Origin of the sequence: Janibacter sp. RAF52, from assembly GCF_052114035.1 — a bacterium.
Classification (GTDB): domain Bacteria; phylum Actinomycetota; class Actinomycetes; order Actinomycetales; family Dermatophilaceae; genus Janibacter; species Janibacter hoylei.
In genome coordinates, this window is record NZ_JBFRDY010000003.1 from 226388 (window position 1) to 243908 (window position 17521).

17 protein-coding genes are annotated in these 17521 nt (G+C 70.7%); 3 read left to right on the top strand and 14 right to left on the bottom strand.

The features are described 5' to 3' along the window. Window positions 1–10 precede the first annotated feature (10 nt). Complete coding sequence (locus AB4Y78_RS05615; RefSeq protein WP_387357027.1) at window positions 11–436, top strand: helix-turn-helix domain-containing protein; 426 nt, start codon at window positions 11–13, stop codon at window positions 434–436. A gap of 1 nt (window position 437) precedes the next feature. Here the strand turns inward: AB4Y78_RS05615 and hisS are convergent, their stop codons facing one another. Continuing rightward, window positions 438–1808: a histidine--tRNA ligase gene (gene hisS / locus AB4Y78_RS05620; protein ID WP_306514606.1), complete on the bottom strand. Its 1371-nt coding sequence runs from the start codon at window positions 1806–1808 to the stop codon at window positions 438–440. Then, entirely contained in the window at window positions 1805–2509 is a 705-nt protein-coding gene (locus AB4Y78_RS05625) for an MBL fold metallo-hydrolase (RefSeq protein WP_441713222.1), read from the bottom strand. Before AB4Y78_RS05625 ends, hisS begins: the two co-directional genes overlap by 4 nt. A gap of 56 nt (window positions 2510–2565) precedes the next feature. On the opposite strand from AB4Y78_RS05625, the gene AB4Y78_RS05630 reads away from it, so the two are divergent. Then, window positions 2566–3939: a DUF349 domain-containing protein gene (locus tag AB4Y78_RS05630; protein ID WP_441713223.1), complete on the top strand. Its 1374-nt coding sequence runs from the start codon at window positions 2566–2568 to the stop codon at window positions 3937–3939. Window positions 3940–4403: 464 nt separating this feature from the next. On the opposite strand, the gene AB4Y78_RS05635 is transcribed toward AB4Y78_RS05630, so the two are convergent. The 11 genes from AB4Y78_RS05635 to pdxS all read right to left on the bottom strand — a co-directional run bounded on the left by AB4Y78_RS05635 (window position 4404) and on the right by pdxS (window position 15400). After that, a complete protein-coding gene (locus tag AB4Y78_RS05635) occupies window positions 4404–6686 on the bottom strand; it encodes a RelA/SpoT family protein (RefSeq protein ID WP_441713224.1) in 2283 nt (760 codons plus the stop codon). Between the two features lie 9 nt (window positions 6687–6695). Continuing rightward, window positions 6696–7226 (bottom strand): adenine phosphoribosyltransferase, encoded by a 531-nt coding sequence (locus tag AB4Y78_RS05640; protein WP_007927056.1) that lies wholly within the window; start codon window positions 7224–7226, stop codon window positions 6696–6698. Next, complete coding sequence (secF, locus tag AB4Y78_RS05645; RefSeq protein ID WP_441713226.1) at window positions 7223–8443, bottom strand: protein translocase subunit SecF; 1221 nt, start codon at window positions 8441–8443, stop codon at window positions 7223–7225. The genes AB4Y78_RS05640 and secF overlap by 4 nt, the downstream gene beginning before the upstream one ends. Beyond that, on the bottom strand, window positions 8440–10332 hold the full coding sequence (gene secD / locus AB4Y78_RS05650) for a protein translocase subunit SecD (RefSeq protein WP_441713228.1): 1893 nt from the start codon (window positions 10330–10332) through the stop codon (window positions 8440–8442). The genes secF and secD overlap by 4 nt, the downstream gene beginning before the upstream one ends. A gap of 1 nt (window position 10333) precedes the next feature. Then, window positions 10334–10633: a preprotein translocase subunit YajC gene (gene yajC, locus AB4Y78_RS05655; RefSeq protein WP_306514233.1), complete on the bottom strand. Its 300-nt coding sequence runs from the start codon at window positions 10631–10633 to the stop codon at window positions 10334–10336. Window positions 10634–10769: 136 nt separating this feature from the next. After that, a complete protein-coding gene (gene ruvB, locus AB4Y78_RS05660; RefSeq protein WP_238148108.1) occupies window positions 10770–11891 on the bottom strand; it encodes a Holliday junction branch migration DNA helicase RuvB in 1122 nt (373 codons plus the stop codon). Then, the gene (ruvA, locus tag AB4Y78_RS05665; RefSeq protein WP_259910457.1) at window positions 11888–12484 is read right to left on the bottom strand and encodes a Holliday junction branch migration protein RuvA; all 597 of its coding nucleotides are present in this window, start codon (window positions 12482–12484) and stop codon (window positions 11888–11890) included. Before ruvA ends, ruvB begins: the two co-directional genes overlap by 4 nt. Beyond that, the gene (gene ruvC / locus AB4Y78_RS05670; RefSeq protein WP_007927045.1) at window positions 12481–13017 is read right to left on the bottom strand and encodes a crossover junction endodeoxyribonuclease RuvC; all 537 of its coding nucleotides are present in this window, start codon (window positions 13015–13017) and stop codon (window positions 12481–12483) included. The genes ruvA and ruvC overlap by 4 nt, the downstream gene beginning before the upstream one ends. A gap of 84 nt (window positions 13018–13101) precedes the next feature. Then, window positions 13102–13863: a YebC/PmpR family DNA-binding transcriptional regulator gene (locus AB4Y78_RS05675; RefSeq protein ID WP_128277077.1), complete on the bottom strand. Its 762-nt coding sequence runs from the start codon at window positions 13861–13863 to the stop codon at window positions 13102–13104. Window positions 13864–13907: 44 nt separating this feature from the next. Further along, window positions 13908–14510 carry a pyridoxal 5'-phosphate synthase glutaminase subunit PdxT gene (gene pdxT, locus AB4Y78_RS05680; RefSeq protein ID WP_259910450.1) on the bottom strand — a complete coding sequence of 201 codons (603 nt, stop codon included), beginning with the start codon at window positions 14508–14510 and terminating at the stop codon, window positions 13908–13910. Next, window positions 14507–15400, bottom strand: coding sequence for a pyridoxal 5'-phosphate synthase lyase subunit PdxS (gene pdxS / locus AB4Y78_RS05685; RefSeq protein ID WP_441713231.1), 894 nt, complete (start codon window positions 15398–15400; stop codon window positions 14507–14509). Before pdxS ends, pdxT begins: the two co-directional genes overlap by 4 nt. Window positions 15401–15522: 122 nt before the next feature. On the opposite strand from pdxS, the gene AB4Y78_RS05690 reads away from it, so the two are divergent. Next, window positions 15523–16857, top strand: a complete 1335-nt coding sequence (locus tag AB4Y78_RS05690) for an aminotransferase class I/II-fold pyridoxal phosphate-dependent enzyme (protein ID WP_441713232.1) — start codon at window positions 15523–15525, stop codon at window positions 16855–16857. Between the two features lie 175 nt (window positions 16858–17032). Here AB4Y78_RS05690 and AB4Y78_RS05695 read toward each other — a convergent pair whose 3' ends face one another. Beyond that, complete coding sequence (locus tag AB4Y78_RS05695; RefSeq protein ID WP_441713233.1) at window positions 17033–17497, bottom strand: hypothetical protein; 465 nt, start codon at window positions 17495–17497, stop codon at window positions 17033–17035. Window positions 17498–17521: the final 24 nt, after the last annotated feature.

Genomic DNA, 17521 nt, shown 5'->3' on the forward strand with positions numbered 1-17521 from the left:
GCATCGACGCATGGACCAGTCACCGATCGCCTGCCCCATGTCGTGCCCGGTCGGCACCGCACCCGACGACTACGAGCCCTGCACCGCCTGCCCCTCGTCGCCGTGCGCGGAGCGCAGGTGGGTGGCCGCCGGACGCAGGGTCGGCCTGCTGTCACGCCGGTTTCGCCGGCTCCATCGGCTGACCCAGCGGCAGCTGGCCACCCGCCTCGGGTGGAGCCCAGCCACGGTGGGCCGGATGGAGGTCGACGCCGCGTCGCTCCCCTTCGGCGCGGTCGTGAGCCTGCTGGCGGAGGTGGGCTACAGGGTGGCCTTCGTCGACGCGAGCGACGACGACCCCCTCCCCTCGGGGGCCGTCACGGGGCCCGCCGCACGCAACCGCCGCCAGGACCCGGTGCTCCACGGGCCGGAGGGGATCTGGCGTCGTGCAGCGAGCTAGCTCACTCCCCCAGGGCGACCACGCGTGGCTGCAGGTCCTCGACCGGGCAGGTCCACGACTCGGCAGCGGCATCCACCTGCTCGCCGGAGCGGATGTCCTTGACCTGGTCGCCACCGGAGTCGCTCGCACCCGGGAACCACACGTACGGGATCCCGCGACGCTCGGCGAAGCGGATCTGCTTGCCGAACTTCGCAGCTGCCGGGGCGACCTCGCACGGGATGCCGCGCGCCCGCAGCGCCGTCGCGACGGCCACGGAGCGGGGTCGGCTCCCTTCGTCCGTGACGGCCACGAGGACCGCCGAGGGCGACTTCCGGGTGGCCCCGACCAGCCCCTTGCCGAGGAGGAGACCCAGCAGGCGCGACAAGCCGATCGAGATGCCCACCCCCGGATAGGTCGTCTTGCCGTCGGTGGCCAGTTCGTCGTACCGACCACCGGAGCAGAAGGACCCCCACGACTCGTAGCCCACGAGCTGCGTCTCGTAGACGGTGCCGGTGTAGTAGTCCAGACCGCGGGCGATCCGCAGGTCGGCGACCATCGCACCGGGCGCCGCCGCGGCCCCGGTCTCGATGACCGCGGCCAGTGCGGCCAGACCCTCGTCGAGCACGGGGTGCTCCACACCCAGAGCACGCACCCGGTCGACGAAGGTGGTGTCTTCGGTCCGGATGGCCGCGAGGTCGAGGCAGGCCTGCGCCTGCTCCGCGGTGCGCCCCGCCTCGACGAGCAGGGTGGCCACCTTGTCCGGCCCGATCTTGTCGAGCTTGTCGACGATGCGCAGCGTGCCCGCCACGTCGTCGATGCCCAGACCCCGGTAGAAGCCCTCGGGGATCTTGCGGTTGTTGACCTGGATGATCATCTGCGGGATGGGCAGCTTGGCGAAGATCTCCGCCATGACCAGCGGCATCTCGGCCTCGAAGTGCGGCGCCAGCTCACCCGCGTCGACGACGTCGATGTCGCACTGGGTGAACTCGCGGTAGCGCCCCTCCTGCGGCCGCTCACCGCGCCAGACCTTCTGGATCTGGTGACGGCGGAAGGGGAAGTTGAGCCGACCCGCGTTTTCCACGACGTACCGGGCGAAGGGGACGGTGAGGTCGAAGTGCAGTCCGAGCTGGCCTTCGCGACCGCCGGCGGCACCCCCTTCGTCATCGGCCAGGCGGTGGATCCCGTAGATCTCCTTGTCCGCGTCGCCTCCCTTGCCGAGAAGCCGCTCGACCGGCTCGACCGCGCGGGTCTCGATCGACGGGAAACCGTGCAGCTCGAAGGTCGAGCGGATGACGTCGATGAAGTGCTGCTCGACGATGCGCTGCTCGGGCAGGTACTCGGGGAAGCCGGAGAGCGGGGTGACCTTCGTGGGGCGGGCGGCGGGGTGGGTCATCGCAGTCCTTGCAGGTACGGGTTGGTCGCCTTCTCACGGCCCAGCGTCGTCGCGGGTCCGTGGCCGGGCAGGACGAGGCTGGAGTCGGGGCGGGGATGGACCACCCGACGGAGGGAGTCCTGCATCGCCTCGTGCGACCCGCCTGGCAGGTCGGTCCGCCCGATCGACCCGGCGAAGAGCACGTCGCCCGTGATCAGCGTGCGGTCGACCTCCGCGTCGGCGGGCACGCCGTCCGGCACGCGCGGCATCGCAAACATCACCGAGCCCTCGGTGTGCCCGGGTGCGTGCAGCACCTCGAGGTCGATGCCTGCGACGCTCACCGTCTCGCTGTCGGTCACCTCGACGACTCGCTCGGGCTCGCGCCAGGTGGCCTTCTTGCCGAACTGCTGCTCGAGCATGCCGCTGAGCGCCGGCCCGAGGGAGGAGGAGCCGAGGGGGTCGACGAGGCGGTAGCGGTCATCGGTGTGGATGTAGGCGGCGAGCTCGCCACCGCAGACGGGTGTCACGGAGAAGACGTGGTCGACGTGGCCGTGGGTGAGCAGGACCGCCGCCGGCTTGAGCCGGTGCGTCGTGAGGACCTCGCGCAAGGTCTCCTCGATGCCGATGCCCGGGTCGACGATGATGCACTCCTCGCCCGGGCCGTCGGCGATGACGTAGCAGTTGGTCCCGAAGGCCTGCGCCGGGAAGGGGATGGTCAGCACGGTCCAACCCTACGTGCGCGCCCCGCCCGGTCACGTGAATGGGTAACCTCGGGCCTGTGAGTGACGACACCGACGCCCCGCGCCCTTCGGCGCCCTCGCCTGCGGCACTGGCCCGCATGGCCCCCCGCCCGACCCCGACCCCCGCCGCCGAGGCCCCCGCGATGACGACGGACCACTCGGCCTCCGCTGCCTTCGGCCGGGTCGACGAGGAGGGCAAGGTCTTCGTCAAGGACGGAGAGGGCGAACGCGAGGTCGGCTCCTACCCCGGCGCCACCCCCGAGGAGGCCCTGCAGTACTTCGCCCGCAAGTACGACGAGCTCTTCGCCTCCGCCACCCTGCTGCGCCAGCGTCTCGACGTCCCCGACGTCTCCGCCAAGGAGATCGGTGACGGCCTGAAGACCCTGCGGGAGCACGCGGAGCAGCCCAACGTGGTCGGCGACCTGCCGGCTCTGAGTGCGCTCGTCGCCGAGCTCGAAGAAGGCCTGACCGCCAAGCGTCAGACCGAGTCCACTGTCCGCGCCGAGGCCAAGAAGGTCGCTGCGGCCGAGCGCGAGGCGATCGTCGCCGAGGCCGAGCAGATCGCCGCCCAGCCCGTCGACAACGTGCACTGGAAGCAGTCGACGACCCGGATGCGGGCCCTCCTCGACGAGTGGAAGGCGCACCAGCGGGGCAAGGCGCGCCTCGACAAGGACGTGGAGAGCGCACTGTGGCAGCGCTTCTCGAAGGCTCGCAACGGCTTCGACAAGACCCGGCGCGCCCACTTCGCCCACCTCGAGCAGAGTCGTGGGGAGGCCAAGTCGGTCAAGGAGGACCTCGTCGTCCAGGCCGAGCGGCTGTCCACCTCGACCGACTGGAACGCCACGGCCGGTGCCTTCAAGCGGCTGATGGACGAGTGGCGCCGGGCGGGTCGTGCGGGGCGTCAGGACGACGACAAGCTGTGGGAGCGCTTCCGCACCGCGCAGGACGCCTTCTTCAACGCCAAGGACGCCGAGGCGGCCAAGGAGGACGAGGCCCACCAGGGCAACCTCGAGGTCAAGGAGGGCCTGCTCGCCGAGGCCCAGGCGCTGTTGCCGGTCAAGGACCTCGACAAGACGAAGGCCGCTCTCCGCTCCATCCAGGACCGCTGGGAGGCCGCGGGCAAGGTGCCGCGCGCTGACGTCTCCCGGATGGAAAAGGGGATGCAGCGGGTCGAGCAGGCGGTGCGCGATGTCGAGGACAAGAAGTGGTCCTCGTCCAACCCCGAGCTGTCCGCCCGAGCCAGCTCCTTGGCCTCCCAGCTCGAGGCGAAGGTCGCCGAGCTGCAGGCCGATGCGGACGCTGCAGAGGCCAAGGGTGATGCCGCGAAGGCGACGAAGCTGCGTGAGCAACTGGCCGCCCAGCAGGCGTGGCTCGACCAGGCCCGCAAGGGCCTCGACGAGTTCGGCGGCTGACCCCCCACGGTCCCTGCCCTTCGAGACGCCGCTGGCACGCCTCCTCAGGAACCGGAGCAAGGCCGCCTGCGGCCGCAGCGTCTCGAAGGGTCCGTCACCCCTGCAGAGCGGACCGCAGCACAGCGGACGTGGAGGCGCGGTGGCGCAGCGTCAAGCCGAAGTCGAGGACGACGACGTGACCACACGACGACGAAGGACTTCGGCAGCTCGCCGCCGCACCTACACGGGAGCGGGCATGGTCCCCGGCCCTTCGAGACGGTCGCTGCGCGACCTCCTCAGGGGCCGGTCGGGCATCGAGCTCTCTTCTCCTCAGGGACCGGTCGGGGGTCGGGCCCCCTTCTCCTCAGGGACCGGTCGGGGGTCGGGCCCCCTTCTCCTCAGGGACCGGTCGGGGGTCGGGCCCCCTTCTCCTCAGGGACCGGTCTGGGGTCGGGCTCTCTTCTCCTCAGGAACCGGCGTCAGCCCTACTTGCTCGACCCGCCGGAGATGCGGAAGCAGTCGAAGACGGACTCGATGCGCTTGACCTGCTGCATGACGTGGCTGAGGTGCGCGACCTCCCCCATCTCGAAGGTGAACCGCAGGATCGCCACGCGGTCACGTGACGTCTGCACGGCCGCCGACAGGATGTTGACGCCGGACTCCGAGAGCACCCGGGTGACATCGGAGAGCAGACCGGCCCGGTCGAGAGCCTCGACCTGGACCTGGACGAGGAAGACGCTCGAGCTGCTGGGCGCCCACTCGACCTCGATGAGCCGCTCGGACTCCTTCTTCAGCGAGGTCGCGTTGGGACAGTTGACCCGGTGCACGGAGACGCCGTTGCCGCGCGTGATGAAGCCCATGATCTCGTCGCCGGGGACGGGCGTGCAGCACTTGGCGAGCTTGACCCAGAGGTCTTCCATGCCCTTGACGACGACACCCGGATCATTGCTCGAGCTCCGGCTGCGGCCGACGGGGCCCGGCAGCGTCGCCTCGGCGAGGTCCTCGGTCGCACCGTCCTCACCCCCGGCAGCGGCGATGAGGCGTGAGACGACGTGCTGGGCGGAGACGTGCCCCTCCCCGACTGCGGCGTAGAGCCCGTCGACGTCCTGCCGCCGGAGCTCGCTCGCGACGGCCGTGAGGCTCTCGACGGTGACGATGCGATGGAGCGGCAGGTTCTGCTTGCGCACGACCTTGGCGATGGCCTCCTTGCCGGAGTCGACCATCTCCTCACGGCGCTCCTTGGTGAACCACTGCTTGATCTTGTTGCGCGCACGGGCGGAGCGGACGAAGTTCAACCAGTCACGCGACGGCCCCGCTCCTTCGGCCTTCGAGGTGAGGACCTCCACGGCGTCGCCGTTCTCCAGCGGAGAGTCGAGGGGCACGAGGCGACCGTTGACGCGGGCGCCGATGCAGCGGTGCCCGACCTCGGTGTGCACGGCGTAGGCGAAGTCGACCGCGGTCGACCCGGCCGGCAGCGCGATGACCTGTCCCTTCGGCGTGAAGGCGTAGACCTCGCGCGTGTTGATCTCGTAGCGCAGGGAGTCGAGGAACTCACTGGGGTCGGCCGTCTCGCGCTGCCAGTCGAGGAGCTGACGCAGCCAGGCCATCTCGCCCATCTGCCCGTCGTCGACCTTGCCGCCGTCCGGGTTGCCACGGTCCTTGTACTTCCAGTGGGCGGCGACGCCGTACTCGGCGCGTCGGTGCATCTGGTGGGTGCGGATCTGGATCTCGACCGGCTTGCCCTGGGGTCCGATGACCGTCGTGTGCAGCGACTGGTACATGTTGAACTTCGGCAAGGAGATGTAGTCCTTGAAGCGCCCAGGCAGCGGGTTCCAGCGGGCGTGGAGTGCACCGAGCGCCGCGTAGCAGTCACGGACGGTGTCGACCAGGACGCGCACGGCGACGAGGTCGTAGATCTCGCCGAACTCGCGGCCGCCGACGATCATCTTCTGGTACACGGAGTAGTAGTGCTTGGGCCGCCCGGTGACCGTGGCCTTGATCCGGGCCTCGCGCAGGTCGGTGACCACCTGGGCCTTGACCGTCGTCAGGTACTCCTCGCGGGCAGGTGCCCGCTCCGCGACGAGCCGGACGATCTCCTCGTACACCTTCGGGTACAAGGTGGCGAAGGCGAGGTCCTCCAGCTCCCACTTGATGGTGTTCATCCCGAGGCGATGGGCCAGCGGCGCATAGATCTCGAGGGTCTCCTGCGCCTTGCGCTGGGCCGACCCGGCGGACACGTACCGCCAGGTGCGCGCATTGTGCAGCCGGTCGGCGAGCTTGATGACGAGGACCCGGATGTCGCGCGCCATGGCGACGATCATCTTGCGCACGGTCTCTGCCTGCGCGTTGTCGCCGTAGGTCACCTTGTCGAGCTTGGTGACGCCGTCGACGAGCTTGGCCACCTCCGAGCCGAACTCCTCCTCGAGGTCATCGAGCGAGTAGTCGGTGTCCTCGACCGTGTCGTGGAGCAGTGCTGCGGCCAGGGTCACGGGGGTCATGCCCAGCTCGGCCAGGATCGTGGCCACCGCCAGCGGGTGGGTGATGTAGGGGTCGCCGCTCTTGCGGACCTGACCACGGTGAGCGCGCTCAGCGACGTCGTAGGCGCGCTCGATGACCGATAGGTCGGCTTTGGGGTGGCTCTGGCGCACGATCTGCAGCAGCGGGTCCAGGGCCCCCGGAGTGGCCGCGCGCCCGCTGCCGATGCGGGCCAGCGAGGCGCGCGCCAAGGACCGTGGGGAGAACCCGCCGCCGGTGTTGCGCTCGCTCATGGAGTGAGCCTAGACCGTGAGCAGGCTCCGCACGGCACGGCCTGCCAGTGCGCGACGTCCGTCGAGGGCCTCGAGCTCGACGAGGACCTCCACCCCCGGCACCTGTGCGCCGCAGGTCTCGAGGAGCGTGCACGCCGCGGCGGCAGTGCCACCCGTGGCGAGCACGTCGTCCACGACGAGCACGCTGGCACCCGGCGTGAGCGCGTCGGCGTGCACCTCGATGCGCGCCGTGCCGTACTCGAGCGCGTAGTCGAGCCCGACCGTCTCCCCCGGCAGCTTGCCGGCCTTGCGCACGGGCACGAAGCCGACCCCCAGGTGCAGCGCGATGGCCGCGCCGAAGATGAAGCCGCGGGCCTCGAGCCCCGCGACTCGGTCGACCTTCCCCCGCCACGGCTCGGCGTGGGCCTCCACGACCGCCGCGAAGAGCTCGGCGTCGGCCAGGAGCGGTGTGATGTCCTTGAAGGTCACGCCCGGCTCGGGGAAGTCCGGGACGTCCCGCAGACCCGCACGGATGCGGTCCTGCAGGGCGGCGTCCGTCACGACTTGCCCCGACGGTTGCGCGGGGTCTTCTTCGGCTGGTTGCGTGGCCCGCCCGACTGGGCGTACTTGTGCACCTTGCGCCCGGTCACCGTCTGCGGCCCGTCGGTGTCGACGGGCTCGGCGTCCTGCCTGTCGCCCGACGCAGGCGTCGTCGCCGACGTGCCGGAGGGCGACGAGGCCGACTCCGAGCTGTCCGCGGGCACCGACGTCGCCAGGACGGGCGAGCGCCGCTGCTCACGGGCCTGGTGCTTGTCGGCGTCCGCGGCCAGCTTGACGACCTCCGGGTCCTTGCGGCGCAGGTCCACGAGGAGCGGGGTCGCGATGAAGACCGAGGAGAAGGCGCCGACCGTGGTGCCGATGAAGAGCGCCAGCGACAGGTCGAGCAGCGTGCCGGGGCCGAGCACCGCGAAGCCGATGATGATGACCGCAAGCACCGGCAGGTTGGCGATGACCGTCGTGTTGATCGACCGGACGAGGGTCTGGTTGACCGCGAGGTTGGCCGCGTCGGCGAAGCTCATCCGTCGGTTGGCAAAGGCCGCACGGGTGTTTTCCTTGACGTGGTCGAAGACGACGACCGTGTCGTACAGGGAGTAGCCGAGGACCGTGAGGAAGCCGATCATCGTCGCCGGGGAGACCTCGAAGCCGGTCCACGTGTAGATGCCGACGGTGATGAGCATGTCGTGGGCGAGGGCGATCATCGACGCCACGGCCATCTTGAGGTTGCGGTAGTACAGCGCCATCATCGCGGTCGTCAGCACGAGGAAGACGACGAGGGCGCGCAGTGCCTGCTGGCTCACCGACTTGCCCCACGACGGACCGATGAAGTTGGAGCTGACCTTGTTGGTCTCGACGTCGAAGGCCGTGGCCAGGGCACGCGAGACCTGACGGGCCTCGTCGTTGCTCAGCTCCTCGGTCTGCACCCGCACGGTGCTGCCACCGAGTGTCGAGACATTGGCCGACGAGTCGCCACCGGCCACCTCGCGGACGGCGTCGGTCGCCCGCTGCTCGTAGTCACTGGGCGCCGACTGGGTCGCGACCCGGAACTCGGAGCCGCCGGTGAACTCGAGGCTGAGGTTGAGGCCCTGGACGACGAAGCCCAGGGCTGCGACGACCATGATCACGGCCGACCACAGGTACCAGGTGCGCGAGCGACCGACGAAGTCGATCGAGCGCTTGCCCGTGTAGAGGTCATTGCCCCAGTCCGCCATGCGGCTCATCGCGCGCCTCCCTCGGCCGGCACGGTCGCCGGGTTGTCACGGTCGCTCGCGCTCTCGATGTCGAAGTTGCCACGGCCCTTGTACCGGACCTTGGCCTCCCGCAGCGTGTTGACGTCGAAGCCGGACCACCGGTGCCCCGACGAGAAGAACTTGCCGCGCGCGAGGATGGTGAGCATCGGGTGCGTGAAGAGCCAGAAGATGGCGAGGTCGATGATCGTCGTCAGGCCGAGCGTGAAGGCGAAGCCCCGCACACCCGAGCTCGCGAGGACGTAGAGGATGACGGCGGCGAGGAAGTTGACGCCGTCGGCCACGAGGATGGTGCCCTTGGCACGCGCCCAGCCGGCCTCGACGGCGGCACGCAGGTTTCTCCCTTCGCGCAGCTCGTCCCTCACTCTCTCGAAGTAGACGATGAAGCTGTCCGCGGTGACGCCGATGGCGATGATCAGACCGGTCACGCCCGCCATGTCGAGGCGATAGTTGTAGCCCCATGCCAGCAGGGCTATGGCCAGGTAGGTGATGCCGAAGGCGATGACCATCGAGCCCACGACCACGACCGAGAGCGCGCGGTACTGGACCAGGGCGTAGCCGAAGACGATGAGCAGGCCGATGATGCCGGCGATGATCCCGTAGCGCAGCTGCTCCGAGCCGAGCGTCGGGCTGATCTCCTGCCGGGTCTGCACGTCGAAGGAGAGCGGGAGGGCTCCGAACTTCAGCGACTTCGCCAGGCTCCTGGCCTCCTCGATGGTGAAGCCGGAGATGCTCGCCTGACCGTTGGGGATGGCCTCGTTGAAACCGGGGTCGATGAGCACCTGTGAGTCGAGGACGGCTGCCAGTGCGTTGTACTTGCCGGGCGGGTTGGTCGGGTTGGCGGGCGACAGCCCGGGCAGCTGGACCATGTCCTTGGAGACGTCGCCGTACTCACCACGACCCTTGCTCGTCAGGGTCAGGGAGATCTCGGGCTCGTTGGTCTGCTGGCCCTGCGGGCCGACGCGGTAGCCCGCCTCGGCATTGGCGATCTCCGTACCGGCGACGACGACCGGACCGAGCACGTACTTGAGCGAGCCGTCCTGCTTGCAGGCGACGATGGCCTCGTCGGTCTTCGTCGAGGGAGTCTCCTCCGGAGGCTTCGAGCAGTCCAGGTCCTGGAAGTCCTTCCACAGGTCGCTGCTGATGTTGTTGGGGTCGATCGGGCCGGTCGGCTCGGCCGTCGGCTTCCAGTCCTGGGCGGGAGCGGTCGACGACCCGGTGGCCGACGAGCTCTTCGACGAGGTCGCCGAGCCCGAGCTCTTGCCCGAGGTGGAGGAGCTCGGCTCCGGCTCGGCCGTGCGCTGCCGGTCACGGGAGGCGGAGGTCGAGCTGCTGCGGCTGGCGCTCGGCTGCGAGGTCTGCGACGAGCTCTTCGACGAGCCGGAGGTCGGGCTCGACGAGCCCGAGGTGGCGCTGCCGCTCGGGGTCGGCTCGAGCATCTCCTCGCTGCCGATGTCGGTCGCGAGCACGGGGCGGAACTGCATCTGCGAGGACGCCGCGATGGCGTCCTCCTGCTCCTTGGTCGGGGTCCCCGGCATGGCGACGACGATGTTGGAGTCGCCCTGCGTGGTCACCTCAGCACCGGTGGTGCCCTGGGAGTCGATGCGCTGGACGATGATGTCGCGGGCCTCGGCGAGCTGCTGCTGCGAGACGGTGCCACCGCCCTCGACGCGCGGCTCGAGGACGATCTGGGTGCCACCGGCGAGGTCGAGCCCCAGCCGCGGCGCCCAGGACGCGTCCTTTTGCCAGACGCCGTACCCGAGGGCTCCGGTGAGGACGATGATCCCAGCGAAGAGCCAGACGAGGGTGCGCTTGGCGTGGTCCTTGCGGGCCACGTCCTTGGTGCGTCGGCGCTCCGCCATGTCAGTCCTGCCCGCCCTGCTCGGTGGTGCCGGCGGCGGGTTCGACCTTCATGCCGATCGCTCGTCGGTCCAGGGTGAGGACGGTGCCGGGGGCGACCTCGAGGCGCACCCGCTCGTCGTCCAGCTCGGTGATGCGCCCCAAGATGCCCGAGGTCGTGAAGACCTCGTCCCCCACCTGGAGGGAGGCCGTGAACTCCGCCATGGTCTTGTGCCGACGTCGCGTGGTCCAGAGCATGAATCCGATGAGGATCAGCGGGAGGATCAGCAGGATCAGGCTGGCGCTCTGCGAGCCTTGGTTCATGGGTGCGGACTTCCTGGGTCGGGGCTGCGAGGTCGACGCCGACGTCACAGCGGCTCGGGGGGACCCGAGCCAGTGGTCGAGTCTAGGTCAGCGGTCGTGACGTCTCCAACGGACACGACGGTGGCGGGGTGCCCGATCAGCCGAGCCGGCCGCTGTCGGAGCGGTGCGGGATGGGAAGGGGGATCTGCTCACCGTCGGGCGGGGCGAGCCCGAGGTGCTGCCAGGCCGCGGCCGTGGCCAGCCGACCGCGCGGACTGCGGACGATGAAGCCCTCCCGCACGAGATAGGGCTCGGCGACCGTCTCGACGGTGTCGGTCTCCTCCCCCACGGCGACGGCGAGCGTCGACAGTCCGACGGGTCCGCCTCCGAAGCGTCGGCACATCGCGTCGAGCACCGCGCGGTCGAGCCGGTCGAGGCCGGCCTCGTCGACGTCGAAGAGGGTGAGGGCCGCCCGGGCCGCCGTGAGGTCGACCTGGCCCGTGCCGTGGACCTGGGCCCAGTCCCGCACGCGGCGCAGCAGGCGGTTGGCGATGCGTGGCGTGCCCCGGGAGCGCAGGGCGATCTCGGCGAGAGCGTCCTCGTCCGCGGCGACCCCGAGGAGCCGGGCGCTGCGCGCGAGGATCTGCTCGAGGTCGCGCACGTCGTAGAAGTCCAGGTGACCGGTGAAGCCGAAGCGGTCGCGCAGCGGGGCCGGCAGCAGGCCCGCGCGGGTGGTGGCCCCCACGACGGTGAAGGGGGGCAGCTCCAGCGGGATGGCCGTGGCCCCCGGCCCCTTGCCGACGACGACGTCGACCCGGAAGTCCTCCATGGCGAGGTAGAGCATCTCCTCGGCGGGTCGGGACATCCGGTGGATCTCGTCGAGGAAGAGCACCTCCCCCTCGACGAGGGAGGACAGCACCGACGCGAGGTCTCCTGCGTGCTGGATCGCCGGCCCCGACGTGACGCGGATGGGCTGCTCCAGCTCGGCGGCGACGATCATCGCCAGGGTCGTCTTGCCCAGGCCGGGAGGTCCGGAGAGCAGCACGTGGTCCGGGGGTGCGCCACGTCGGCGGGCCGCCTCGAGGACGAGGCCGAGCTGGTCGCGGACCTTGGGCTGACCGGGGAACTCCGCGAGGCGGCGGGGCCGCAGCGCGGCCTCCACGGTCGAGTCGTCGTCGGTGCCGCCGGCGTCGACGATGCGGGCGGTGGCGTCGAAGGAGCCGTCGCCCTCGCGGGGGTCCTCGTCGGCCACCCGCATCTCGGAGCTGAAGCCGCTCATCGGGCGAGCACCTGCAGGGCTGCGCGCAGTGCGCGGGAGACGTCGCCGCCCTCGTGCTCGTCGGCCACGGCGGCGACCGCGTCTGCGGACTGCTTGGCCGAGTAGCCCAGACCCACGAGTGCCTCCGTGACCTGGTCCTGCCAGCCGGTGGTGGGGGCCGCCACCCCGCTGGGTGCTCCCTCGCGCCCGGGCACGTGGGGCAGCTTGTCGCGCAGCTCGAGGGCGATGCGCTCGGCCCCCTTCTTGCCGATGCCGGGCACCTTGGTGAGGGTCGCGATGTCGTCGCCCGCCACCGCCGCCGCGAGCTGCTCCGGGCTGAGGACGGACAGGATGGCCATGGCGACGCGTGGCCCGACCCCGGTCACGGTCTGGGCCAGTTCGAAGGTGTCGCGCTCTCCCGGCGTCGCGAAGCCGTAGAGGGTCATCGAGTCCTCGCGGACCACCATGCTCGTCGCCAGCTCGACCGCGGCACCGGTGCGGCACCCGGCCGCCACGGCCGGCGGGGTGTGGACGAGCAGACCGACGCCGTGGACGTCGACGACGACCCGGTCGAGCCCGACGTGCTGGGCGGTGCCGGTGACGGAGGCGATCACGAGCCGGCCACCGCTCGCAGTCGGGCCCGTTCGCTGGCTGCCGCCAGCTCGCGTCGGGCGGTGCCCGCACCCCGCCACTGGTGGCAGATGGCGAGGGCGAGGGCATCGGCCGCGTCGGCCGGCTTCGGCGGCTCGGAGAGGGAGAGGATGCGGGTGACCATCGTCGTGATCTGCGCCTTGTCTGCCCGGCCGGAGCCGGAGACGGCTGCCTTGACCTCGGTGGGCGTGTGGAGGGTGACGGGGAGCCCGCGCCTGGCCCCGGCGAGCAGCACCAGACCACTGACCTGGGCGGTCGTCATGACCGTCGGGACGTGGTCGGCCGCGTAGACCCGCTCGAGGGCGATGGCATCGGGCTCGAAACGGTCGAGCCAGGCGTCGAGCTGGTCCTGCACGTAGACGAGCCGCTCGCCGGTGTCGCGCTCGCTGGAGGTGCGCACGACGCCGACGGCCACCATGCGCAGGGCGCGGGACTGCCCTTCGACGACGCCGAGGCCGCACCGGGTCAGGCCGGGGTCCACGCCGAGCACGCGCACGGGGACCTCCTCCGACCTCGACTAGAACACCTGTTCTACGAGGCTACGTGTCGGCGACGACGGGTGCGCCGCCGACACGCCGGATCACTCCTCGTCGGCCTCGAGCTGGGCGAGGACCTCGTCGGAGATGTCGCCGTTGGTGTAGACGTCCTGGACGTCGTCGCTGTCCTCGAGGGCCTCGACGACGCGGATCATCTTCTTGGCGCCCTCGGCGTCGAGCGGCACCTGCATGCTCGGCAGGAAGGAGGCCTCGGCGGAGTCGTAGTCGACGCCCGCCTCCTGCAGCGCGGTGCGGACGGCGACGAAGTCGGTCGCCTCGGAGACGATCTGCCAGGTCTCGCCGAAGTCGTTGATCTCCTCCGCCCCCGCCTCGAGGACGATCTCGAGGAGCTCGTCCTCCCCCTTCTCCGCCTTGGGCACCATGACGACGCCCTTGCGGTTGAAGAGGTAGGCCACCGAGTTGGGGTCGGCGAGGCTGCCGCCGTTGCGGGACAGGGCGGTGCGGACCTCGGTCGCCGCGCGGTTCTTGTTGTCCGTGAGGCACTCGATGAGGATCGCGACGCCGCCGGGGGCGTAGCCCTCGTAGGTGATGTTTTCCCAGTCGGCGCCACCGGCCTCGGCGCCGGAGCCGCGCTTGACGGCGCGATCGATGTTGTCGTTGGGGACCGAGCTCTTCTTGGCCTTCTGGACCGCGTCGTAGAGCGTGGGGTTGCCGGCCAGGTCGCCGCCGCCGGTCCGCGCCGCCACCTCGATGTTCTTGATGAGCTTGGCGAAGAGCTTGCCGCGCTTGGCGTCGATCGCCGCCTTCTTGTGCTTCGTGGTTGCCCACTTGGAGTGGCCGGACACGTTGGTCTCCTCGATGTTGCTGGCAGGTGGTCCGAGGGTCGATCCTACGCGGCCGCGCGCACCATCTCGACGAAGAGACGGTGTACCCGGGCGTCACCGGTCACCTCGGGGTGGAAGCTCGTGGCGAGGAGTCGCCCTTGCCGCACGACGACGGGACGGTCCGCCCCCTTCGCCCCGACGGTCGCGAGCACCTCGACCTGCGGACCGGCCTGCTCGACCCACGGCGCTCGGATGAAGACCGCGCGGACCGGCCCTCCGTCGACACCCGTCACCTCGAGGTCGGTCTCGTACGAGTCGACCTGTCGTCCGAAGGCATTGCGCCGCACCGTGACGTCAAGACCCCCGAGGGTCTGCTGGTCGGGGTGCCCGTCGACGATCCGGTCCGCAAGCAGGATCATCCCGGCGCAGCTGCCGTAAACGGGCAGCCCGTCGGCGATCCGAGCGCGAAGGGGGTCCCGCAGCCCGAAGGTGCGGGTGAGCTTGTCGATGGTCGTCGACTCACCACCCGGCAGGACGAGGCCGTCGAGCGTCGCGAGCTCGTCGGGCCGGCGCACGGCGACCGTGCGCGCCCCCGCCGCCTCGAGCGCGGCCCGGTGCTCCCGGACGTCGCCCTGGACGGCGAGGACGCCGATGGAGGGCGTCGTCACCAGCCGCGCTCGGCGAACTGGATGGAGCGGGCCGGCTCGTCGACGTTGATGCCGACCATGGCCTCGCCCAGCCCGCGGGAGACCTTGGCCAGGGTGTCGGGGTCGTCGTGGAAGGTCGTCGCCTTGACGATCGCTTCGGCCCGCTGTGCCGGGTTGCCCGACTTGAAGATGCCGGAGCCGACGAAGACGCCCTCGGCACCCAGCTGCATCATCATCGCGGCGTCGGCCGGCGTGGCGATGCCACCGGCGGTGAAGAGGACGACGGGCAGCTTGCCGGACTCCGCCACCTCCTTGACGAGCTCGAAGGGGGCCTGCAGCTCCTTCGCCGCCACGTACAGCTCGTCCTCGGCCAGCCCCTGCAGCCGGCGGATCTCCTGCCGGATCTGCCGCATGTGGGTCGTCGCGTTGGACACGTCACCGGTGCCGGCCTCGCCCTTCGAACGGATCATCGCGGCGCCCTCGGTGATGCGGCGCAACGCCTCACCCAGGTTGGTCGCACCGCAGACGAAGGGGACGGTGAAGCCCCACTTGTCGATGTGGTTGGCGTAGTCGGCCGGGGTGAGCACCTCGGACTCGTCGATGTAGTCGACACCGAGCGACTGGAGGACCTGCGCCTCGACGAAGTGGCCGATGCGCGCCTTGGCCATGACCGGGATCGAGACGGCCTCGATGATCCCGTCGATCATGTCGGGGTCGCTCATGCGGGAGACGCCACCCTGGGCGCGGATGTCCGCCGGGACGCGCTCGAGGGCCATGACGGCGACAGCGCCGGCGTCCTCGGCGATCTTCGCCTGCTCCGCCGTGACGACGTCCATGATGACGCCACCCTTGAGCATCTCGGCCATGCCGCGCTTGACGCGTGCGGTCCCGGTCGTCGTCTGCGTGCTCATGCTGTGCTCCCTCGTCGTGACCACGGGTGTGGCGCTTTTGATCTAGGCCAGAACCTAGCACGGCACAGGACAATGATCGGGCGACCGTCCGGAGGGTGGTCCCTGCACCTAGACTCACGCTCGTGGGTACCGACGCAGCGCAGATCACCGGAGGCACCGCGGCGGAGATCGCCGAGAGCATCCGCGGCCTCGTCGAGCGGGGGCGGCTTGCTCCCGGAGCGGCCCTTCCCCCGGTGCGTGCGCTCGCCGAGCAGCTCGGGATCAACCGCAACACGGCCGTGGCTGCCTACCGCGACCTGGCCCGGTCCGGCGTCGTCGTCTCCCAGGGCCGTGCCGGCACCCGGGTCGCCCGTCGCACCCGGGTGCCGCAGGAGGGCTACGCCCCCTCAGGCGCGCTGAGGGACGTCGGCAACGGCAACCCCGACCCGCGCCTCATCCCCGACCTCGCACCCGCGCTCGCCACGGCGGCCGGTCGCCGGCCCGTCCTCTACGGCGAGCCGACGATCGACCGTGACCTGCGGGCGTGGGCCGAAGGGTGGATGGCACCTGATGTGCCGACCAGTCCGTCGGACCTCCACCTGACGCTCACCAGCGGTGCCGTGGACGCGGTCGAGCGACTCCTCGCGCAGGCCCTGCTGCGCGACGACGTCGTGGCCCTCGAGGACCCCTGCTTCCTCGCGAGCATCCACCTCGCCCAGCTCGGTGGGTACCGCGCCGTCCCGGTGCCCGTCGACGCCGAGGGCATGACAGTCGACGGTCTGCGCCGGGCCTTGGCCCAGGGGGCGCGGGCCGTCGTCAGCACCCCGCGGGCCCAGAACCCGACAGGGGCCTCGCTCACCGCAGGTCGGGCGGATCAGCTGCGCGCGGTGCTCGCCGACCACCCCTACGTCCTCGTCATCCAGGACGACTACTACTCGTACCTCTCCCAGCAGCCCTTCCACTCGATCATCGGCCCGGACCACCAGCGGTGGGCCCTCGTGCGGTCGGTCTCGAAGTTCGCTGGACCCGACATGTGCCTCGCGGTGACGGCCTGCGACGAGCACACCGCCTCACGCCTCGAGATGCGCCTGAGTCCCGGCACGACGTGGGTGAGCCACCTGCTGCAGCGGATCACCCACGCGGTGATGACCGACGGCGACTCGCTCGAGCTCATCGAGCACGCCGGGCGCCACTACGCGCGTCGTAATACCGACTTCGCTGCCGCGCTCACTGAGCGGGGCCTGCCCACGGCAGCCGGCGACGGGATGAGCCTGTGGGTCGGGCTCCCCGTGGCGGCCGCACCGGTCGCCGAGCGGTTGACCCGGCGCGGCTGGCTCGTGCGCACGGGCGGCGAGTTCAGCCTCGAGGACGACGCCGCGCCTTCACGGCACCTGCGACTCACGGTCCACGACCTCGACGAGGAGGAGACTGACCGACTGGCGACAGACATCGTCGAGGCAGCGAGCGCCTCGGCCTGAGTCTGGTCGCGGCAAGCCCGGGGGCCCTTGTCGCGGCACAGGCCTAGGGGTGGCCCTAAGGAAAAGTCCCGACACCTCACCGACGGACGGCACGTTGTCCTTGAGGAGTCGGGACTTTTCCATGAGTCGGGCCGACCCCCAGCCTGCGACCGCTGATCCAGCACGGTCGGTGCAGCTAGGGCTGGGCGGGGCCCTCCGGGGTCGAGGGCCCGCTCGGGGGCGGAGGCACCGGGTGGGTGCTGCTCGGGGGCGGGGGCACCTGGTCCGAGGCACCGGGGGGCGGCGGTGCTTGGGGGGTGCCGCCCGGGGGCGGCGGGACCTGATGACCGGCAGCGAAGGGCTGATGCCCCCCGCCGACCTGGGTGTTGCCGCCGTTCTGGCTGCGCTTCCACAACAGGTAGCCGACGACACCGACGACCACGAGGGGGAGGATGCAGCAGCACAGGCCGAAGAAGCCGATGCCTCCTCCGCGGCTACGGCGATGCCGACGCCTGCGGGCCGGCAGTGCTGCGGCCAGCTGGTCGCCGACGAGGAGCACGGCCTGGGCGGCGACCAGGTGCTCGAGGGCCAGACGAGGCATGCCGGCGAGGCCGAGCAGCCCGTTGACCGGAGCCAAGAGGGTGAGATCCGCGAGGGTCATGGGGTGATCATGCCCAAGCGGGGG

What these genes read in the sequence shown, in the direction of transcription:
- AB4Y78_RS05695 (WP_441713233.1), bottom strand. Translation starts at nt 17,497, where the DNA reads ATGACCCTCGCGGATCTCACCCTCTTGGCTCCGGTCAACGGGCTGCTC.
- secD (WP_441713228.1), bottom strand. Translation starts at nt 10,332, where the DNA reads ATGGCGGAGCGCCGACGCACCAAGGACGTGGCCCGCAAGGACCACGCC.
- AB4Y78_RS05635 (WP_441713224.1), bottom strand. Translation starts at nt 6,686, where the DNA reads ATGAGCGAGCGCAACACCGGCGGCGGGTTCTCCCCACGGTCCTTGGCG.
- ruvB (WP_238148108.1), bottom strand. Translation starts at nt 11,891, where the DNA reads ATGAGCGGCTTCAGCTCCGAGATGCGGGTGGCCGACGAGGACCCCCGC.
- AB4Y78_RS05615 (WP_387357027.1), top strand. Translation starts at nt 11, where the DNA reads ATGGACCAGTCACCGATCGCCTGCCCCATGTCGTGCCCGGTCGGCACC.
- yajC (WP_306514233.1), bottom strand. Translation starts at nt 10,633, where the DNA reads ATGAACCAAGGCTCGCAGAGCGCCAGCCTGATCCTGCTGATCCTCCCG.
- hisS (WP_306514606.1), bottom strand. Translation starts at nt 1,808, where the DNA reads ATGACCCACCCCGCCGCCCGCCCCACGAAGGTCACCCCGCTCTCCGGC.
- secF (WP_441713226.1), bottom strand. Translation starts at nt 8,443, where the DNA reads ATGAGCCGCATGGCGGACTGGGGCAATGACCTCTACACGGGCAAGCGC.
- pdxS (WP_441713231.1), bottom strand. Translation starts at nt 15,400, where the DNA reads ATGAGCACGCAGACGACGACCGGGACCGCACGCGTCAAGCGCGGCATG.